The sequence below is a fragment of the Paenibacillus periandrae genome (genome assembly GCF_022458865.1).
GTDB classification, from domain to species: domain Bacteria; phylum Bacillota; class Bacilli; order Paenibacillales; family NBRC-103111; genus Paenibacillus_S; species Paenibacillus_S periandrae.
Window position 1 is genome coordinate 311,813 of record NZ_JAJNMU010000008.1, and the last position, 19,542, is coordinate 331,354.

20 protein-coding genes are annotated in these 19,542 nt (G+C 41.3%); 17 read left to right on the top strand and 3 right to left on the bottom strand.

Features of this window, described 5'->3' with window-relative positions; translation table 11 throughout:
* Positions 1-51: 51 nt before the first annotated feature.
* The 13 genes from LRL21_RS45670 to LRL21_RS15785 all read left to right on the top strand — a co-directional run bounded on the left by LRL21_RS45670 (position 52) and on the right by LRL21_RS15785 (position 13,601).
* A complete protein-coding gene (locus tag LRL21_RS45670) occupies positions 52-186 on the top strand; it encodes a hypothetical protein (RefSeq protein WP_275900752.1) in 135 nt (44 codons plus the stop codon).
* A 270-nt stretch (positions 187-456) separates the two neighbouring features.
* Positions 457-606 carry a GNAT family protein gene (locus tag LRL21_RS15735; protein WP_338044626.1) on the top strand — a complete coding sequence of 50 codons (150 nt, stop codon included), beginning with the start codon at positions 457-459 and terminating at the stop codon, positions 604-606.
* 199 nt (positions 607-805) lie between these two features.
* Positions 806-1,768: a tyrosine-type recombinase/integrase gene (locus LRL21_RS15740; RefSeq protein ID WP_240416747.1), complete on the top strand. Its 963-nt coding sequence runs from the start codon at positions 806-808 to the stop codon at positions 1,766-1,768.
* A gap of 697 nt (positions 1,769-2,465) precedes the next feature.
* Entirely contained in the window at positions 2,466-2,777 is a 312-nt protein-coding gene (locus LRL21_RS15745; protein ID WP_240416748.1) for a hypothetical protein, read from the top strand.
* A 293-nt stretch (positions 2,778-3,070) separates the two neighbouring features.
* A complete protein-coding gene (locus LRL21_RS15750; protein WP_240416749.1) occupies positions 3,071-4,561 on the top strand; it encodes a hypothetical protein in 1,491 nt (496 codons plus the stop codon).
* 188 nt (positions 4,562-4,749) lie between these two features.
* Positions 4,750-4,878 carry a hypothetical protein gene (locus tag LRL21_RS45675; RefSeq protein WP_275900753.1) on the top strand — a complete coding sequence of 43 codons (129 nt, stop codon included), beginning with the start codon at positions 4,750-4,752 and terminating at the stop codon, positions 4,876-4,878.
* A 339-nt stretch (positions 4,879-5,217) separates the two neighbouring features.
* Positions 5,218-6,048, top strand: a complete 831-nt coding sequence (locus LRL21_RS15755; RefSeq protein WP_240416750.1) for a hypothetical protein — start codon at positions 5,218-5,220, stop codon at positions 6,046-6,048.
* Positions 6,041-6,226 (top strand): hypothetical protein, encoded by a 186-nt coding sequence (locus tag LRL21_RS15760; protein WP_240416751.1) that lies wholly within the window; start codon positions 6,041-6,043, stop codon positions 6,224-6,226. Before LRL21_RS15755 ends, LRL21_RS15760 begins: the two co-directional genes overlap by 8 nt.
* 125 nt (positions 6,227-6,351) lie before the next feature.
* Positions 6,352-9,381, top strand: a complete 3,030-nt coding sequence (locus LRL21_RS15765; protein ID WP_240416752.1) for an SNF2-related protein — start codon at positions 6,352-6,354, stop codon at positions 9,379-9,381.
* Between the two features lie 218 nt (positions 9,382-9,599).
* Positions 9,600-10,133: a hypothetical protein gene (locus tag LRL21_RS15770; protein WP_240416754.1), complete on the top strand. Its 534-nt coding sequence runs from the start codon at positions 9,600-9,602 to the stop codon at positions 10,131-10,133.
* Positions 10,130-10,303 carry a hypothetical protein gene (locus LRL21_RS15775; RefSeq protein ID WP_240416756.1) on the top strand — a complete coding sequence of 58 codons (174 nt, stop codon included), beginning with the start codon at positions 10,130-10,132 and terminating at the stop codon, positions 10,301-10,303. Before LRL21_RS15770 ends, LRL21_RS15775 begins: the two co-directional genes overlap by 4 nt.
* Positions 10,304-11,679: 1,376 nt before the next feature.
* On the top strand, positions 11,680-12,438 hold the full coding sequence (locus LRL21_RS15780) for a hypothetical protein (protein WP_240416758.1): 759 nt from the start codon (positions 11,680-11,682) through the stop codon (positions 12,436-12,438).
* A gap of 143 nt (positions 12,439-12,581) precedes the next feature.
* Positions 12,582-13,601 carry a hypothetical protein gene (locus LRL21_RS15785; protein ID WP_240416760.1) on the top strand — a complete coding sequence of 340 codons (1,020 nt, stop codon included), beginning with the start codon at positions 12,582-12,584 and terminating at the stop codon, positions 13,599-13,601.
* A 231-nt stretch (positions 13,602-13,832) separates the two neighbouring features.
* On the opposite strand, the gene LRL21_RS15790 is transcribed toward LRL21_RS15785, so the two are convergent.
* Entirely contained in the window at positions 13,833-14,024 is a 192-nt protein-coding gene (locus LRL21_RS15790; RefSeq protein ID WP_240416761.1) for a hypothetical protein, read from the bottom strand.
* Positions 14,025-14,809: 785 nt separating this feature from the next.
* On the opposite strand from LRL21_RS15790, the gene LRL21_RS15795 reads away from it, so the two are divergent.
* Both LRL21_RS15795 and LRL21_RS15800 read left to right on the top strand, forming a co-directional pair.
* Positions 14,810-15,310 (top strand): Ltp family lipoprotein, encoded by a 501-nt coding sequence (locus tag LRL21_RS15795; RefSeq protein ID WP_240416763.1) that lies wholly within the window; start codon positions 14,810-14,812, stop codon positions 15,308-15,310.
* Positions 15,288-15,536 carry an Ltp family lipoprotein gene (locus tag LRL21_RS15800; RefSeq protein WP_275900754.1) on the top strand — a complete coding sequence of 83 codons (249 nt, stop codon included), beginning with the start codon at positions 15,288-15,290 and terminating at the stop codon, positions 15,534-15,536. The genes LRL21_RS15795 and LRL21_RS15800 overlap by 23 nt, the downstream gene beginning before the upstream one ends.
* 293 nt (positions 15,537-15,829) lie before the next feature.
* On the opposite strand, the gene LRL21_RS15805 is transcribed toward LRL21_RS15800, so the two are convergent.
* The gene (locus tag LRL21_RS15805; RefSeq protein WP_240416767.1) at positions 15,830-16,819 is read right to left on the bottom strand and encodes a tyrosine-type recombinase/integrase; all 990 of its coding nucleotides are present in this window, start codon (positions 16,817-16,819) and stop codon (positions 15,830-15,832) included.
* A 364-nt stretch (positions 16,820-17,183) separates the two neighbouring features.
* On the opposite strand from LRL21_RS15805, the gene LRL21_RS15810 reads away from it, so the two are divergent.
* On the top strand, positions 17,184-18,008 hold the full coding sequence (locus tag LRL21_RS15810) for a restriction endonuclease (protein ID WP_240416769.1): 825 nt from the start codon (positions 17,184-17,186) through the stop codon (positions 18,006-18,008).
* 40 nt (positions 18,009-18,048) lie between these two features.
* Positions 18,049-19,011 carry a hypothetical protein gene (locus tag LRL21_RS15815; RefSeq protein WP_240416770.1) on the top strand — a complete coding sequence of 321 codons (963 nt, stop codon included), beginning with the start codon at positions 18,049-18,051 and terminating at the stop codon, positions 19,009-19,011.
* A gap of 68 nt (positions 19,012-19,079) precedes the next feature.
* Here the strand turns inward: LRL21_RS15815 and LRL21_RS15820 are convergent, their stop codons facing one another.
* Positions 19,080-19,481, bottom strand: a complete 402-nt coding sequence (locus tag LRL21_RS15820; protein ID WP_240416771.1) for a transposase — start codon at positions 19,479-19,481, stop codon at positions 19,080-19,082.
* Positions 19,482-19,542: the final 61 nt, after the last annotated feature.

Consider the following 19,542-nt stretch of genomic DNA (forward strand, 5'->3'; position numbering starts at 1 on the left):
AAAGTCTGGCATTATACATTTGTGATCGACAGACCGGCTTGGGAAGCGGACATGAAAGAACATAAATGTGACGGCGTTGCATTTATCAGCGACGATTACGTGGAGTTCCTGATGGCTACACACGAATTTCAGATTTTCGTCAAGCGCTCTGCACATTGTATTCTAATTCCGGATGGCCAATACTAACGATGAATTAGTTACTGAAGCACTAGTACAACATCAAGTAGATGATTTTGGTATTCTAACAGAAGATGATTGTTAAGAAATCACTGCATGCATGGGATCTGAAGCCACTAACTTTGCTATGCTTGGGAAAAGCGAACGCGCTATTATAGACCACACCCGTCATCATTCCGAATTAAATATAAATACATATCGTGTCGGTATTTCCTTAGAACGTCTCCAGTATATTATTGGTCTTTAATTTGGATTCACACTGTAAGCCCATGTTAAGCTATGAAAAAAATCATAGAATTTATCCGCTTCTTTCCGGCAGGGCCAGCACATTACTGCTGGATCCCTTATAAATCCGATAACATCACTGCCAAAAAGCTTTATGAAAGTTTCGGCTTCCGTGACAACGGTGAAGTCTTCAACAATGAATAAATAACCGTATTGCGACTCTGATACGACGACGAATAAAACCCCATCAACTTACTGTTGATGGGGTTGCGTAGGGAGTGGGACTAAAACTCCGGCCATGGATTCAGTTGATTTTATTGTATCGTCTTGAGCGTTTTGGGTAATAGAAATTATGTGATAAGCTAGATTGGTAGATTCATTTTTCTTAAAGGTGGTCAATTGCATGGATAACGATATTGAAACGATGTGTAGCCGGTTGCTTGAAGCGGGTATAAACCTTGATGATCTTGATTTCTTACTGACGATATTTAAGAAGAACGACGCCTTTCTTACTATATGTAGAGAATTTAGAAATGATTTGGATACTCAAGTCGAGTTGGGAGTTTACACGGGACTGACCGCCCAAAATTACACAATCTACACAGAAAAATTGATCGACTATATTGAGTTCACAAATCCGAATATGAAGGTTTACGAGATCGATGTGGACTTCATGACAAACTTTACCAAAGAGCAATCCATTTCATCTCAAGATATGTACCATTCTATCATCAATACGATCTTAACGTATGCATATGAGCGCGGCTATGCAACGCACCTTTTTAAGATTAATTGGAGCCGATCGGAAGAAGCGGGTTCAACAGTAGATTACATCACTCAAGAGGTTTTCGATAAATTAGTCGCCCAGGCAAAACGCGATCAATCCCGTCCTATGGATATAGTTGCAATCCAACTCCTTATGTATACCGGATGCACAACAAATGAGTTAGTTACGATTCGCGTCGGTGATGTAGATTTGGAGAAGAGGACTATAACCATACAAGGGAAGTCTAAAAGAAAGGAACGTAATATTAATATATCAGAACAGCTATATGATACCTTATCGAGATACTTTACTTTAATGGAAATGTGCAATGAAAAAGACCGGATTCTGTTATCCACATACGATGGAAAGGCCATACAGGCTAAAAAGGTTCAGGCTATTGCAAAGCGTTTATTTGAAAAAGCGGGACTTGAACGTCATAATTCGGGCAGTTTCCGTGATACCTACGCTATCAACAGCATCCGAACAGGATCGACTATTGAAGAGATTTCATATCGTCTAGGGCTCACAACTACAATAATAGTTACGAAGTACATGGTTTACTGGCAAAGCACTTTTCCCAATGAGGCACGACAACGGTAAGAGGGAACCGCATAAGTAATGTTTACCATTGGACGAACAACCCGTTTCAAATTCCCTATTTGGGGTCGTATGTACCTGCAACGAAATGCTTTGCATGAGTCTGACAAGCAGTGACCAAAACCTTTAAAAGAATAGAAGTATCTTATAAACGTACTAATGAGCTTATAATTGCTTTTTTATAGGTAATGTTAGAAATAAAGGTTCAGAGTATCATTCGAAGAATATATTAAGTGAAAGAGCTTCAATGTCCCGAATAATATAAAATAGGAGCTACACAGATTCATGGACTTCACGGGGTAACATATAAACTATTTACAAAAATTTTACTATATTGCCCCTCATAGACGCTCGTAACAAGTCAGATCGAAGTTGCCAGTAGAGCTCTATGAAGCAATCCTAAAACGATCACGCTTCTGGTCATTGACCAGTTTGCCGGCAGCGGGAATCTTGGTAAGGCGGCCATGAGAAAGGAGAGAATTGCGGTTCTCTTTGAAATCTTGAAAGAAAACGTACATAAGATCCGAGACAACTTATCGATCCCGGACCTACTGTTCTGATCTATTAAAGTTGAGTCTCCCCATACTCCATGATAGGATGGGGGTACCTTCTATTTTATCTAACGATTTGTTCCCTTACGTTAGGTGATGTGAAGTGTCCTAAGAAGTATACAGTCGATCAGTAGCGCAATTTCTGCAGGTTGTTTGAAGAGAAAAGCTTCTTTGACTTCAATCCGGACGGCTTTGAAAACACTGAAGACGGCAGTCTCGTGTATGATGCCACTTTCCGTGATCAAGACAAGTACAAGCACAATGTACCGATCAGCTACATTCCACTTATGGGTGATATCTCGTTGATCGAGCCAGAATGGATGGGTAACGAAGCTGAGGTTGATGAGCATTACAAGGACATCGTCAATAAAGTATTCCATCAAATCGAAAATCCGGAGGACGAAACCACAGAAGCTGCAGATGCAATTTCCGAAGGCATCTCGCCCCCGAAAGCACTATAAGATCAAAAGGAACCCGTCCTCTGATATGCCAGGGGATCGGTTTTTCCTTTATAGTCATTTCCTTGTCTTCCAAATAGCGCTCATGGTATGATGAACTCATCTAATTTTCTTATTTTTGACTCCGGCATGCGCTTCACGAGTCGTCCTGTATTGTAAAAAGCGATCATCCGAGTGACCGATTTAGCCTTAGGCTAGCATTGCGCCTTTGTACGAATCGATTACTGAGATGAGCGCTTTTTTTTGCGTTCTTATCACAACCCACACATTCCCAATGAGAGAAGGAGATCAAACGAATGACGAACGAACAGCAAGCATTACAAGCACTAACCCATTTGACGGGGCATGACAAAGAGCATTTTTGCATGAATGAGGATCACGGTTCTGCTGGTATCATTTACCGCGAAAAAGAAGGTACGGTATATTTTGTCGTTACCGATGCGCAGTTTGCAGCGTATGAGCCGGGGGAAGTATCCAAAGTGAAGGTCCTCGGATCGCATCTCGGTCTGACCGCGTTCAGCGAGCTCGAAGAAGGCATCTCCGATGATGGAACGGTAGGAACGACAGATGTTCGTCCGGAAGACCTTGCGATGGCATTCAAGGCTGATGGCTCGATTATCATCGTTGATGCCAATACGGATTCTGGTGACAAAGCTATTGAGATCGTACAAACTATTGGCCATCTCACGGTAATCCGAGTGTATGCTAACGCGATCCAAGACAATGGCACCTCCTATTATGGCGACATCTTTACGTCGAAACCGGATTTGCTCAAGAAGCACCCCGACTGCGTCGTTTTGGGAGGATTCTGCGTCCACGATCGCCTGACGGGCTATTCCCCGGATGACAGTGAAGACTGGTACACCACTATCGAGGAAGCAGTCGCGTATATCAATACTCAACCACAGCAGAAAACACTCCCGCTCATTGTTGTACTCGATGAGCACGGTTACTGCCGATTGCTTGGCAGCATTAAGTGTGAATCGTATGACGTTTTTGTAGACAAGGTGAAGACGACCGACAAAGCTGTCGCTCGTGACATCTTCCGTCAGCGTGGTCACGACATTCCCGAGCCTCCAGCTCCAACTGGCACCCAAGAGAAGATGACTGATCAAGAGGTCGAGTCGCTTTGGGTCATCTTAACGGATGTTCCTTTCGATGAAGACGCGGGCTTCAAAGAGCTCCACCTTGCTCACGATTGGTATATCTTCAAGAAAGGTACCGAGCGAGAGGAAATCTGGCACTGGTTCGACAAGAATCATAGCAAAGGTGTCGCATGGCTGTTGTACGATCACGATGCGGACGCTACCATCGAAGAACTTGTTAAATCTTATCTTCTCAGTCGCAATCCTTTGGCTGACATCGTAAAAGCTTGGCTGGGATACGACGAGTTTGGCTACAAAACTTTGTACAAGAACAGTGTCAATGAGGAGAATGGGTCATACCTGACCACTCATGTTCTAGGCGAAGCTATTCGGGAGATGAATCTTACACTCGGCCGCAACTTTGATCCGACCCAAGAGAGCTTGCCAATCACCGCCAAGACAAAGTGGGTATGCCCAGCTGGGTGCGAGATCGACACTGTCCTGGTCTGTGGTGGCGATCTAGGAAGAGAAGGAAAACCTAACATATACTTTCAAATGACGACTAAAGGAAGCTATACCAACCTATATCAGGATGGTTCCGCCGGGGTCCCTGTTGAATGTCACGAACATGCAGATGGAGGTTGCTGCACAGAACCTCAATGCCCCGATTGCTTAAAGTATTGTGAACAGGTAATAACTTAACAACACTACTGCATGCCCTGGCTTCAGGAAATGCCGTGCATGCACAATGACATGAAAGTCCAAGCGTTCAGTGACGAATTCGAGGTCTAACTCGGAATCTATAATTTCATTTATTAACAATCAGGAAGAAGGGGTGCTTCGGCTTGCATCTTCTTGCCATTCTACTATGAGAGAGGAGATTGAATCCCATGAATCAGCAATTGACACTCGATACCTTTTTGAATACTACTTCACCCATTAATGGCGTGATCGACAGCTATTTGATGCTTGATTTCTTAGATCGGCTCAAGGGCGACACGGCATTTATGCGCAAATAACATCAGGTTCAACAGAGAATATGAGAAGAAGCCTCTATCCGTCAGAGAGACGAAAAGGGGCTCTTTTCGTTTTGATCATTTCGTTGATGGTTGGGGCGGGAGAATCTGTTTGAAGGTAACCATAGACCGTGGTAGAATAGGGGAGTAGACCTTACTCTTTTTTATTGCTCATGGGCACGCGCCGTAATGAGATACCTGTTGCTAAACAATAACGCTTAACAAGCGGACTGACTTTTGAACTCGCACTTTGTGCGTTCAATCAGTTTGCGTGTTGAGCGTTTTTTTGTTTGCTCAAAAATGGTCTAACACCAAACCCAATTCCCTTAGGAGGAAAAAATCATGTCACAACTCGATCTGTTTGCTACGCTTGAGAAAATCGAAAAGGTGCAAATTGTAAATTCAAACCGTATTGATGCAGATGATCAATTTTTTTGCGAATCCCAAGAAAAGGTGTACCGCGATACCGTGGCTTTGTTCATTTCGATAACCGAGCAACTGAAGTCGGCAGGGTCCCACTTTGTACAACGGTATAAGGACATCGGTCACTTCGAAGATCGTCTCCCGGAGATCAAGGAGGAGCATGTTTACGGCATATGCAGGTACTTTGAGAAGAAATACAATGTGACTCTGAACAAAGAGAGAATTCATTCCAAGTACAAAAAGCAGGATGTAACTGTGGACCTGGTGCTTGATGAAATCTTCGTTGAACTGGGCGGCTATAATTTCAAAGAAAAAGCCGATAACGAGATCAAGACTGAAATGCGTCGTATCGCAACTATCCAGAACGTATTCGGTGGCAAAGTGAAATCTAATCGGGTTACGATTGAAAAAACCGGTGCTGTTTCACACTGTTCAATCTTTCACCGCTTCTCCCTTGGAGACAACTCAACAGCTATATTCAAGGCTTTGACCCATTTTGAATGTGGGCGTGTTGAAGAGCATGAGTTGTTTGGGACTCATTATGGTCGTTATCAACACGATCGCTCAGGAGATGTAATCTTCGAAAAACTCGATCTCGATTTAGACAAAGTCCAATCGATCAAGTTCTTCAAAAACAAAAAAGTCGAAATCGAGTTCAAATCCGGCGCAGCTGCTTTGGCATTTGCCAACGATTACTGCGGCTATGTTGAAACTGCGAAGTCGCGTAACAGGGGGACATTAAATGCCTAAATTCCAAGTAGACATCGACGTTCTGGTACGCGTCTCCCGCACGATTGAAGCTGATTGTCTAGATACAGAAATTCAGCAGGCGGGCCCACTCGCCGATTCGAAGGATCTCACCTTAGAAGGTGCTTCAATTTTTCCCAAATCGGGTGAAGTCGCAAATGTAATTCCAGTCGAGGATTAATAGTTCGCGTCTGGGCATTCGAGTGATTAAAAGCGACTGGTATAACTCACATCACGAATCAATTATTAAAGGGGGAGCGGCTTAACTGCTACCCCTTTTTCACATACTAAGGAGGAACATTCAAAATGAAATATCCAATCCCACTACAGGTTGTGCCGCAAGCGAAGCGGGCTGATCTGAACGACAAAATACTGTACTTGATCGAGAACAACCTTTGCGACCAATACAACATTTCGCCTGCAGATGTTTTCAGTGCATATACCGGAAATGGCGGGCTCCACGGGCTGGCTTTCGGTGATTACTGTAACTTTTTTGAGTATACTGAAGCCAAAAAAGAGCACGAGCTTGGTCAGTTCTTTTCTCCTGCTGGACTATGCAAGTTCCTTGCGGACTGCATAAAGACTAGCCCTCACGACATTGTCGGCGATCTAACGGCCGGCATGGGCAACTTCTTCAACTTCATGCCCAATGAGTTGAACTGTTATGGTAACGAGTTCGATATCAAGGCGTTTAAAGTGATGAAGCATCTATATCCGGAAGCACATCTCCGTCCCGATGACATCCGCCAGTACGATCCGCAGGTCACGATGGACGTGATCTTTGGCAATCCTCCGTTCAATTTGAAGTGGAGGGTCCGGTCAGGTGAATACCTCAGCCAGTTGTATTACTGCGTGAAGGCTGCGGATTTACTAAAGCCTGGTGGTATTTTGGCGCTTATCGTACCTATGAGCTTCCTCGCTGACGATTTCTCGGATGCCGGCATGATCAAAGAGATGGTTACCCGCTTCAACTTCATCTATCAAGCAGGGCTTCCACTAGATACTTTTAAAAGCGTTGGTGTGGAGCACTATGCGACGAAAATCATGTTATGGCAGAAGAAGAGTAAGCACATTCCTGAAGGGAAGAGCTACTCTACGGAAGTCGAGTCGCTGAGCGATCTGACCGCCGCGATAGCCGATCGGATCTATGCTCAGTATGTGAAGCCTGTCGTGCACCTGAAGGAACAAGTAAAGCATAAGCTGTTTTTCGAAAACCTTCAAGGTAACCGGGAGGAAGAGGTATACCAATTCAAGGTTCGTAAGCTCCTCTTCGATATTAAGCGAAATCCGAAGCTAAACACGCAGTATGGACGCTGCCGCGACTATGTTGACCAATATTACACGCAAAAGAAGCCCGAGGAGATGAAGTTCGAGGAGTGGGAGAATATCCGTATCACCAAAGAAAAGGTGATTGATCATCTGGAATCCATTCTGAAGAAGCAACATGTCCAGGAGCGGGACCTCATACGCCTTGTTAAGACGAATTATGGGCTTCGTCTAAAGGGATACTCGGAGAAGAACGAGCAGTATCTCTCGCGCCTTAATGGCCGTGTGATGAGCTTTAACGAGATGGTCTTACAGGACGATTACCCATTTGAGGACAAAACGTACTATGCGCTAATGCAGAAAAAGAAGCGCGATTTCGAACTCCAGTCCTTACCTTTTCAGGAGATGGAGGAGCAAGCGTCCCTATCGAAGTTTTTGGACGATCTTGTGATCCGTAATCTGGAGTGGGATACGGAAATTCAGCTGAACGGGAAGCAGAAGTCGGACTCGAACAAAATCCTTCAGAAGAGATATGGGTTCCTTCAATGGGGACAGGGCTCCGGGAAGACAGTAGCCGGGTTCGCGAACTTCCTATACCGCATGAAAACGACCGGCATCCGCAATACGTTTGTCGTCGGTCCCGCGATCGCGATCTACAATACGTGGGAAGTGATGCTGTCAGAGTGCAGAGTGGACTTCATCCGTATTTCTAATCTGGAGGACATCAGTCGCATTCAGAGAGGGCAGGTCGTTCTGATCACGACGGAGATGCTGATTAAGTATCAACGTCACATCAAACGATACGTCCAGATACAATCGCAGAAGGTTCTCCTATTGTTTGATGAGGCGGACGTCATTTCCAATCCCGCTTCGAAACGTGCGAAGGCAGCGAAGAATTGCTTCCGTAAGGCCAAGTTCAAGACCCTGATGACTGGAACAATGACCAGGAATTCCATTGTGGAGGCCTTCAGTCAACTGGAGCTGCTCTATAACAACAGCATCAACATGCTCAGCGAGTGCGAGTACGTTTGTTCGAGGAACAAAAAGAATCCCGAGGATCTTGAGCACGTCCATAATGAGTACCACATGCGTCCAATCCCGGCATATATGGCTGGCCATCGCCTCTTCAGCGCTTCCCATATCCCAGAGAAGATTACCGTCTTTGGAGTGGGGCAGCATACACAGGATATCTTTAATGGGGATGTGCTAAGAAGACTGGTCGATAAAACTGTAATCACACGGACGTTTGATGAAATTGTAGGTCGTAGAATCTACGAGATATATCAAACGACTTGCCGGTTCCACGAGGATGAGCGGGAGCTTTACCGGAAGGTTATTGAGGAGTTTTACGATATGAAGTACCTATTCACATCGACAGGCAACTTGAGAAAGGATCGTATGCTTGAGATCCTGAATCAGTTGATGCTGATGCTGAAGGTATGCAGTATCCCTCACACCTTTAAGGAATACGGTAGCCTGCGTTTCCCATCGAAGTTCGACAAAGTGTTCGATTTGTTGAAGCGATGGGATGGGAAGCAGGTGGCTATCGGTGTTCGCCACAAGGAAGCGGTTGCCGCCTACGCGGAGGCTATTCGCCTTAACTTCCCGGATCGTCCACTGTTCGTCATTACTGGGGACCGAGTATCGGTTCAAAAGCGGAAGATGATCGTGAAAGAGCTGCAGAAGCATCCGGACGCCATCCTGCTATCGACGCAACAAAGTCTGAGCAGCAGCATGAACATCGGGTTTATCGACAAGGTGATCATTGCAGAACTCAGCTGGAATGACGCTTCAATGTCCCAGTATTACTTCCGCTTCATTCGCTTTAATAGCGTTAATGACAAGGAAGTGCATTTCGTAACCTATGAGTCGAGCATCGAGAGCAATCTCCTCGGCCTCATCCTCGCCAAAGAGCGACTGAATCTGTTTATGAAGAATCAGGAACTTGATGACGATGAACTGTACGATAAATACGGCGTACACTTCAATCTCCTCGACCAGCTCATGGTTAAAGAGCGAGATAATGATGGCAACGTCTCCATACGTTGGGGTCAGCAAATGATCGTCTAAATAATTTCAAATATTATCGAATACCCGTATGCATGAAGCGATCACTGAGTGCTTATGCAAGCTAGCTTTTAAACTAATCCAAGAGTGTTTGATGACGATAGCTTTTAACACTTTCAAATCACACATCGTTTGGGTTAAATCGTTCTCTGATCGGATTATGAAATGACGCGATTTCTTGAATTCATTTTATGTTATAATTTAAGGGAGGATTCTATCAAATGAGCCGACATGACATTGGAATCGTAATTGACGCATTAACCCCATGTTTAATACATCGGGAATCAGGCGAAGAATATAAGACAGTCGTTGAACCACTAAGCAAGTCGGATCTACAGATGCTGACTAAAGCGCATGATTGGGTAAACTTCGATTGGAACATGGAATATACTGCAGCTAATCGTCAGGTGTTCAAGCTGATGGTTGTCGGGTCTGACGTTATCCAAGGACTCATCAGCTTTGAGGTCGCTCAAGGGTACATTGACGTATATCTTGTGGAAAGTGCCCCGTGGAATGTTGGTTCTGCTACCAAAGAGTTTGTTGGGGTAGGCGCTCATTTATTCGCAATCGCCTGCAAGCATAGTTTCGAGTTAGGATTTGATGGTGTCATTGCATTCACATCAAAAACTAATTTGATCGACCATTATAAAGACACATTAGGTGCAATAAGAATCGGCGGTCATTTGATGACCATTGAGGCAAGTGAAGCACTTAAACTTGTTGAATGTTATTTTGGAAAGGGTGACACCAAATGATCGGTAAAAGTGAAGAGATCGTGGATGCATATGAAAAATTGGCCGAAGCGGGTAATGGTGTTCTTGCAATCCATCCACATAACGAAGAAGAATGTAAAGAACGTGATCGTCTCATGCAGGAGTACTTGCGCAAGCGCACCCCGGATAAACCCGAGTCGATTCGCAAGTAGAAGAGAACAAAAAGCGAGCCCAAAGGGAGCTCGCTTTTTTTGTTACTGTGCTGCAATGCTCACTTTCCCTTGAACGCACGATTTATTAATCTATTTGGACAGAACGAAGGCGGTTACGAATACGTTCCAGAAACCTGCAAGGGTAGTCTGGTACATACCCGCTGTAAGAGGATAAGAACATATATGCATTAGAAACTATGAGGGGAATATTGATTGTTTCAATTGTCAGTAATGATCGGAGTAACCAAGTGAAATTTCGGATGCCGAAAGTTATGAGCTGCATCTATTTTTAAACTAATGGCCAATATAGTTGAGGGGCTTGCTTCGCGGCAACTCCTCTTTTGTTTAATAAAGTAACGGTTGTTTCTAGAAACTACTGAATTTGAATGGATAAACAACTACTTTCATCAGAAGGACTAAATAAGCTAATAAAGTGAACTGTTTCTCGAATGTAAATCCCCCGTGTTATGCTTACTGGTGTATATTTACATGAGAGCGGGTTATTTTTATGAGATGGTCAATAAAAAATTACAGTGACGCGGGCAAGATAAAGGCAATTTTGAAACATACTCATTTTCTTGGAATTTTATTTATTGTTCTATCTATTTTTTTAAATAATCTCATAGGAGATAAAATTTATAAATATATTGTTGACATTGGTATATATTTAACTATATTACCAATAATATTGGTGATATTTTTAAGATCATCACGATTGGTAAAAGTATTATTGATAATGGCAACACTAACCTTTCTATTGGCAAGATTATTGTCACATTATGATTTACCTCTAGTAGTCATAGTAACACTTTATACCATTAGCTCAGTTTGTATAGGTACTGCACCCTGCATATTCTTTGCACAATTAATCAAAATAAAAGAGGATGTAGAAGAGCAAAAAATCACAGAAACAGAAACCAGTAAGGGATGTCTCTTTTTTATTATTTCAATAACCGTTATTCTTTGTCTCATTTATTTTGCCATATTGTATTACTTCACTCCAGACAAATTCTAGGAAAACCAATCAGCCATAGAGCTTACCCATGTGACCTAAGGATGCATCGAACTAATCCAACCTACTGTAGTTATCGATTCTCTGGCGTTAACTTAGGACCCATTGGAACTACCTTGAATTATTTTCCGAAGATCACCCTACATAACTGCCGCTATATAGATTGAAAAAAGGAGTTTCTTTCTCGGACACTCCTTTTTCAATCTATATAGCGTTTTTTTCTTCCAGAATTTTCAAGATGCGATCAAGCCTACAACTTTCTCGATGTGTTTAATTGATGCTGCCGGTTCAGACTTTTTATTTGAGCACTGGAGAAATCTGTTACAATAAGAGATAAAGTGATACTTAATGTTTCATGGAGGGTATGATGACGCATTCATTTATATTTGAATTAATCAAAGAGCAGGAATTGATCATAAAACTTTTAGCGGGTGCAGAATCACGAAGAGATGTGATCATCGAGGATTTAGAGGATTATAAGGATTACACACCCATTGTTCGTCGATTATTGCTCGCCAGAGACAGGGAAACGCTTGCCGGAATTAACGGCGTTATTTCCGATTTTCTGAACATTCAACCTCAACTGCAATCCATTATCGAAATACTTATCGAGCCTTATGCGGAATACGTAGTTGTTGCCAGAGAAGAGGACGCAGTAAAAGCAATGGCTTTTTTAAAAGAGAATAACCACCCATCTGCTACATTCCTCATTCGAGATAAACTGATGCCCGTTTCAATCCCAAGTTCTGATCGTGAGCGGTTAACAAAAGCCAAGGGCTTTATCGGCTTTGCAACAGACTTTGTTTCTTACGAAAAACAAAACGACGATATCGTTTCAGTATTGATCGGAAATGTGATCATAATGGAATCGTTCCAATCTGCAAGGAAATTACCAGTTTCCATTCAACGAAATTATCGGATCATTTCGGTAATGGGAGAACAGATTCAATTTGGGTCTGTTTGGACTGTCGGCAAGTATGAGGACTCTAAGAAAGGCTCCATAGGCTGCTGGAAGAGACAACGTGTGCTGCAGGAAACATTAGATACAATTGAACAATATAAAACCAATCTTCAAGACATTCAAAATCGAATCAAAATTGAGCAAAATGATGAGAAGCTTTGATATCCAAAAAAGAAGAAAGAGTGAGGTATTATTTAACATTTTAGTTATTCACTCTTCACACTTTCTAAAAGTAAATATCATAGGTTTTAATTATTAATAGCTATAGCGGATGTCATAACTTTAATGGTTTTGGAGGCAATAGAATGAGAAAGGTTTGCATTTACACAAGGAGAACTGAAACGGACGGTGCACATTTTCTTGAGAGAGAACATGTCTTAAGTGCTGGGTTAGGTGGGATTAATTGTCTTGAGAAAGGTGTCGTCTGTGATGAAATTAACTCTAAGTTCTCAAAGTGGGAAACGCAATTTTTGCGATATTCCCCTATTTCCTTGCCTAGACAAATTCATGGTCCTGGTAAGAGAGGATCATTGAATCTGAAAGATGCTACAAAATCTGTAGTAAATGTCTTTACTCCAATTGATGTAAATGGTGTGGAGGACTTGGATGACATTGGATTATGTTATGTGAGATTAGGCACACCTTATACGATACCTACATTACGGATTTTCAAGGAACGTTTGACCATTGTATGTGCAGATGAAGAGAAGGAGTCATTTATTAGTCGTTTGAAATCATGTAAGGAAACCGGATTTATGACAGTCCCTTATGATGAAATGCCATTTGGCCTCGCTTTGCTTGGTTTTCATGATGGAAAGTGGCATTTAGCATGTAGTCCTGAACTTGAACATAAAAAAGTAATCGATGTGATACAAACAATTAAAAATGGTACTATTAATGTCCTTTCTGTGAATGAAAAGGAATCTTATTATAATTCTCATCAGCAACTGACCTTCAATGAAGATATTTATTCAAGGGTGATTGCTAAATTTGCTTTTAATTTTCTGGCATACAGTATTGGACAGGATGAGGTTCTAGATGCAAGGTTTGATCCAATAAGGGAGTGGATAATTTCTGATCTGTCTTCTCCATCACCTATTCATCCTTTTGTTGTAGATAACAAATATGAGACAGAAGTGCCTGCCATGAATTTGGCTCATTCCATTAGTATTATTAAAGACAATGAAAAAAATATTTTTGGGATAGTATCCTTGTATGGTGGGGCATTTAGTTATGCTGTATTATTGTCTTCGGGGTATAAAGGTGATTTTTCTGTAAAGATACTAGTTTGTGACTGGAAGGAAAAAAAAGAATTCGCGTTTTAACTTGCTGCCACAGCTGAAACGGTGACCCGGCTTACATTCCGCGCACAGATTGTCCCGACATTGAGCGCATGTGTAAAACGCGGCGGTATCATAATGGAATGTACATTTCATCGCGTGTTATACTTCAACGCAAAAATCCGCAGAGTTCTTCTCCGCGGATTCTTCGTCATACAGATGCTTCCGAATATACCCATATATTACTATATTGTGGAGGAACTCTCAATAACTAATTTACGTCTGTTCCCGTGCAGGATAGGCTGCCTTTATCGCGTCAAGGCTATCATACTTTTCCGTTTCAAATACAATTATGGCCGGGCTTTTAGCGGTGCGGTCTTTTAAAATGTGACCGTAATAGCGGCCGTTCTTTTCGAAGATGACGAGCGTACGGTTGGATTCGTTTAATAGCGAATAGCGTTCGATCATTTGCGTGAGCCTCCGGTTTTATTCCAATTGTATCATAGCTATTACCGTAACTACTTACATTTTAAGCGGTTAGTTACTAATACGTTATAGGAAGACATAAGTAACGTAGTCAGCTCGTCGAACTCCGGTGGTCTTTTTTCGTTGTCTTAAACGGAACTAGCGCATCCACGCGAAAGAGGTGGTCGCTTTTTATCGGGGACAGACGAAAGGGGACGGAAAATGAGTTAGGTATTTAACGCGACTTTGCGATTGTTAACGAAGGTGAAGGATCGTGCACACTCTCGGCATTATTAGCGCATATCCTAACGCAGATGTGGGCGGTCAATCCTCTTAAGAAAAAAGAAATTGCACAGTATGTCGGTATGAGCGCAGGGTACACGAGCAAGCTGCTTCGCGGGTTTTACACGTAGACGATTTCGGCAGATTGATATTGAAAGTATGTCCTGACCCATATGCTGGATTAGCATTTGATGGTGACCAGGGAGCTACAGGTTCACAAGGTACTCAAGGGCCACAAGGTGACCAGGGAGCTCTGACAGGTCCGTCAGGCCCAAGCAGGTTCGCAAGGAACACAAGGTCCGCAAGGCGCACCAGGTGTCTTTACAACAGCATTTGGATCATTATATGGGTCTACAACGAATATTTTAGCGGTCGCTGGAGCTAAAGTTGATTTCGCAAGCTGTAGGGAACATAATTGGATGGCTCTCTGCTTTTTTAAATATTGACGCAAAAAGAGTTTCCTTTTTTATGTTTAGGCCGTATACTATTAGGTAATTATTCCTATATTGGGTGAAAATTTACATGAAAATGGGGATATTATGGCGTTTATTGTACTGCTGTTGTTTCTAGCGTTTTTGTACCTACTCCTCTCACTTATTAAGCCGAGTGTCTTCTTAGGATTCACTAAAATGAACTTAACACGTGGAAAGACCGCACTCCTTGCACTAGGCGCCTTTATCCTCATGTGTGTAGCGGCTGCCCTTTCTGACTCCGACTCAAAACCGGCTACTACGGTAGTTGCGGAAGCAAAACCAGGAGCTGCCGCTCTATCTCCAGAGGAAAAAGCCAAGATGGAAGCAGAAGCTAAAGCTAATGTTGAGGAGAAAGCTAAAGCAGAAGCTAAAGCAAAGGCGGAGACCGAAGCTAAGGCTAAAGCTGACGCTAAAGCAAAGGCAGACGCTAATATTCCTAATGAATATAAGTCTGCATTAAAAAAAGCTGAATCTTACGCAAAAACAATGAACATGTCTAAAAGTGCTGAACATGTCAAAACAAGGAATTTATGATCAACTTATTTCTGAACATGGGGAAAAGTTTACAGAAGACGAAGCACAGTACGCAGTCGACAATATAAAAGCCGATTTCAATAAAAATGCCTTGATTAAAGCAAAAAATTATCAGGATTCTATGAAAATGTCATCAGCAGCGATACGAGACCAACTAACTTCTAAACACGGTGAAAAATTCACAAAAGAAGAAGCCGATTATGCTATTAAGAATTTGGATAAATAAAACTCAAAATGCCCTACATGTTCTGATTTGGAATGTGGGGCTGTATCTTTATTTATAGAAAAGACCAAAGACATAATAACAGACAAAACCCCCTACTTCATGAAGAGGTAGAGGGTGTGTATTTTAATTGATCTCTGTAACAAGGGGTGGTATCAGCTATGCTAGTATTACCCCTTATTATCAATTTCGACCAGATATCTCCGTCTCCAACTCTCTCACACGACGATAAAAAGTGACAACAACTTTATCTCTTAAAACAAAAGGCCGCAATTTATGCGGACCTTTTAAGATTATTACATATTCTCAAGAGGGTTAGATGTTACCATAGCCCTCATTTTTTCCTTATTAACCGTAGTATATATTTTAGTTGTGTTTGGATCCTTATGTCCTAATAATTCTGCAATTGCTAATAAATCCGCGTCTTTTCCTTCGTTGTAAAGCACGGTTGCACATGTGTGCCTCAATTTATGAGGGCTTACTTTAAAACCTGCTCCAGCTTTTGCCCCAGATACCAAAGCGATTTCTTCAATGATGAGTTCAACTCCCCGTCTCGTCAACCGATCACCACGCTTCTCAGAAACAAAGAGGGCAGGTTGATCAATTCGATTACGTCGATTTAGAATATCCTGACGAACAGGCCTGTAAGCATCTAATGCTCGAACGATTTTTGGAGTAAGCATAAGCTTGCGCTCTTTATCTCCTTTCCCAATAATCGAAATAGTACCCTCATATTCATCAATGTGTATTAAGTCAATACTAACGAGTTCCGAAACTCGGAGTCCAAGCAGTAGGAAGATGACTGTTATTAGATAATCACGCTCTGCAATTTTTCGTTGCGCAGCTGCACGTTCCATTTTTATAGCATCTTCCAAAGTAAGGCTTTTCGGGATTCTTGTCTCTAATTTAGGAGAGTCAATTGACTGAGCAACGTCGTATTTTAGATATTGCTGCTTAACTGCCCATTTAAAAAAAGCTTTAATGGCAGATATTATACGCGCCCTTGTAGTGGCGTTAAACAGCTTATTTGCTTTAGGGTGAGGCTTCAAAGAGCCGCTTCTTAGCTCGATTGTTTTCGGATGCCTCAACGTGCCAAGGAAAAGTTGCAGATCATTAGATGTCACTTGGTCCAAATATAAAATCTCTCTACGGATCTCTTTAAGCCAAGTAGACATTCTGATTATAGTGCTATTATATGATTCAACCGTTGCCTTAGAGTAGTTTTTATTTACTTCAAGATAAATCGAGAAGGGATCGATCAGATCCTCTATGGTATAGTTTGGCATTATTTCACCTCAATATAATCATAACATGAGGGAGGGGGATATGAAAACATTTGTTCTAATCTGAAACTGAAAAAGGAATTGCTTGGTATTCTATGGAATAGTTAAAGTGGGACAGGGGAATAATTATCCAATTTACTAAATTAAATTAATGTCATTAATTACTTCACTGTATACCGATACTGTGAAGTAAACTAGAATGAAAGAGAGGTAGCGTTTCTTGTATCATCATTTGCCAGCTACTCATCCAAAAAATAACTTCAGAGACATTGAAGCTGCTGGACTTGGATTATTCCTTATAATGTAAGTTAGACCCTAATTATAAGCACTTTGTGATTTCAATCTATAAAGAAGGGGTGTAAAATAATTGGAGTTTAGTGTTATCGTTAAGAAAATTAGCAACTTGGATGGATTTGCTTTTGAAGCTTTTTGTAATAGGATTTTTCTAAAAAAATTCAATGACTATTACTCTACACGTCCTCATAAAGATGGAGGAATAGATGGAGTGATTGTAAAAGATCATCATATTTTCTCTATGACTACTGAAAAGGATTTAAAGGGTAAAGCTGCGAGAGACATTGAACGAGTATTACAGGAACATAAGGATTTTATTAAAGTATGGACTTTTGTTACAAATAAAAATTTCGATGATAAAATGTTGACCGTGGTACTACCGGCAATGAGAGTTAAGTACTCAAATATTAATATTCATTTTATGGGTCTTAATGCTTTAGCTTCGATTGCAACGGAGGTTAAATATGATAATCAGACGGAGCTTCAATCAATTTATGGTGTTATTGATGATCTATATCTTGGTATATTTCAGAGTTTCTTCCGTCATGAAAGCAAAGGTATCGCTAAATACAATCCACTTTATGTAATCAATTATATCTGTTTGTTGCATAATGAAGAGCTAGATAGAGGAGTCGTAAATCCACACATTTGGAAGAATCGGATAAATTGTTTTCCAGATGAGTTCATGTTCGTAGATTCAATCTCCGGGGTTATTTATTCGAAAGAATTTTTATTGAAATTCTTTGACCACGAAATAAGTCAATTAAAGGACGACACTTTCTTTGATTTTCATTCACGATACGATCAGTTTCTCCTGGAAAATAATTTTTCATTGCTCTACACTGATGATGACAACAATTACAAAATGATGAATCCTTCAATCATTGAAGTTTGGTAAATGAAAATACATGATCCTGAGAATGAGGAGAAGAGGTTACTTGAGAAGACAATCCTTTTTAGTAGAAACTGAAAATGTTTTAAATGAAGTTTCAAGACAGTTTGATTTTGTATGGCCGTCACTTGCTGGCATTGCATTTTTACAAAAAGAATTAAACAATTATAGAAACAACAATCCAACTGCTTCGGAATATGATTGTCAAACAATTTTCGTCCAAGATCAAGCATTATCAAGAATTAGCTTCACTAATATATTCCCCAACAAGTCAATGGACGATTTTAAAGAAGAGCAGGCTAAAGCTCTATTATTTAGTTTGTTTGCTTTATATGAAGGTTGGCTTCTGCACCTTAAAAACAAAAGGTTGATAAACAACCAACAGTATAAAGGACTCCAGTTTTACGATAGCACTGGGAGACACAGAGTTTTAATTAGTATAGCAAATTCTAGAGAATCAATATTGCTAAAAGAGGCATTTTATGACAACTTATCAAGTAATAGAAGATACTCATTGAATAAATTTAATAACCAGTTATTGTGTTACAGGGTATTTAAGGAGATAAGAAACTGCATAATCCATAATGCAGGCTTGTGTAGCACTGAACTTTACGACAATATTAATCTATTTTCAAGCTTAATTACAGTTCCCACAGATCTTAATGTAAGACAATTATTTAACATTAGTGCTATGAATATTGGAGATAAAATTAATCTTGATCTATTTGATGTTGTTGGCTTATCAGATATCATCATTAAAATGATATGGACAATTGATACTGAGTTATCGAAATCTTTTATATCAGAACAATGGTTTATCAGCCAATTGATAAGTGGAAATTCAAAGCACTATCCCAGAAATGACACAATTGTGCTAAAAAAAAATCTCCGCAAAACAAAGAGTTTTGTACAAAGTTTAGAATTTCCTAAACTTAAAAGATGGGATGAGATTTACAAAAGAATCTCCGATACAAATGGTCGTTTTAAAAAACAGCAAGAGTTGACTTAGTTTAAGTAATCGATAATTTACTTCACAGAACCGTTATTCTGTGAAGTAAAAAAACTTGAAGCACTTTCTCAGCCTTTACGTAGTTGCTGTCGGATGACAAGAACATTGTCTGATAACTGACAAGAACATTGTCCGTGGTCCGCGATGAGCTTTTGGATCATGGTTTCAAACAGCTCGTCCATGAATACGTTCATCCGCACCCCACGAAAGTCGTTCAAGGTCCGGAAGTCTGGCTGTTGCATCGCTGCCAGCCACATCGCCGGGAGGTTTTCGCGCAGCAGCTTTTCGATGCCACGGCAAGAGTAAACCTTTTGCGAGTAGCCGTAAAGAATCACCTTAAGCATCATTTTGGGATGGTAGGCACTGCGGCCTCCGCCTGTGTAGTGGGCAACCAACTGCTGATCCGAAATGGCTTCGATCATTTCATCAATGACACGCGCCACATGGTGGGCAGGAATGAATAGTTCCAAATTCGTTTTACCTTACGCGCAGAACAAACCATGCAGCGCCGACCATGCAAGGCTGGACGAT

Bases quoted from the DNA above. Each gene is read 5' to 3' on its own strand.
- LRL21_RS45670 (WP_275900752.1), top strand. From the start codon at position 52: ATGAAAGAACATAAATGTGACGGCGTTGCATTTATCAGCGACGATTAC.
- LRL21_RS15735 (WP_338044626.1), top strand. From the start codon at position 457: ATGAAAAAAATCATAGAATTTATCCGCTTCTTTCCGGCAGGGCCAGCA.
- LRL21_RS15740 (WP_240416747.1), top strand. From the start codon at position 806: ATGGATAACGATATTGAAACGATGTGTAGCCGGTTGCTTGAAGCGGGT.
- LRL21_RS15750 (WP_240416749.1), top strand. From the start codon at position 3,071: ATGACGAACGAACAGCAAGCATTACAAGCACTAACCCATTTGACGGGG.
- LRL21_RS45675 (WP_275900753.1), top strand. From the start codon at position 4,750: ATGAATCAGCAATTGACACTCGATACCTTTTTGAATACTACTTCACCC.
- LRL21_RS15755 (WP_240416750.1), top strand. From the start codon at position 5,218: ATGTCACAACTCGATCTGTTTGCTACGCTTGAGAAAATCGAAAAGGTG.
- LRL21_RS15760 (WP_240416751.1), top strand. From the start codon at position 6,041: ATGCCTAAATTCCAAGTAGACATCGACGTTCTGGTACGCGTCTCCCGC.
- LRL21_RS15765 (WP_240416752.1), top strand. From the start codon at position 6,352: ATGAAATATCCAATCCCACTACAGGTTGTGCCGCAAGCGAAGCGGGCT.
- LRL21_RS15770 (WP_240416754.1), top strand. From the start codon at position 9,600: ATGAGCCGACATGACATTGGAATCGTAATTGACGCATTAACCCCATGT.
- LRL21_RS15775 (WP_240416756.1), top strand. From the start codon at position 10,130: ATGATCGGTAAAAGTGAAGAGATCGTGGATGCATATGAAAAATTGGCC.
- LRL21_RS15780 (WP_240416758.1), top strand. From the start codon at position 11,680: ATGATGACGCATTCATTTATATTTGAATTAATCAAAGAGCAGGAATTG.
- LRL21_RS15785 (WP_240416760.1), top strand. From the start codon at position 12,582: ATGAGAAAGGTTTGCATTTACACAAGGAGAACTGAAACGGACGGTGCA.
- LRL21_RS15790 (WP_240416761.1), bottom strand. From the start codon at position 14,024: ATGATCGAACGCTATTCGCTATTAAACGAATCCAACCGTACGCTCGTC.
- LRL21_RS15800 (WP_275900754.1), top strand. From the start codon at position 15,288: ATGTCAAAACAAGGAATTTATGATCAACTTATTTCTGAACATGGGGAA.
- LRL21_RS15805 (WP_240416767.1), bottom strand. From the start codon at position 16,819: ATGCCAAACTATACCATAGAGGATCTGATCGATCCCTTCTCGATTTAT.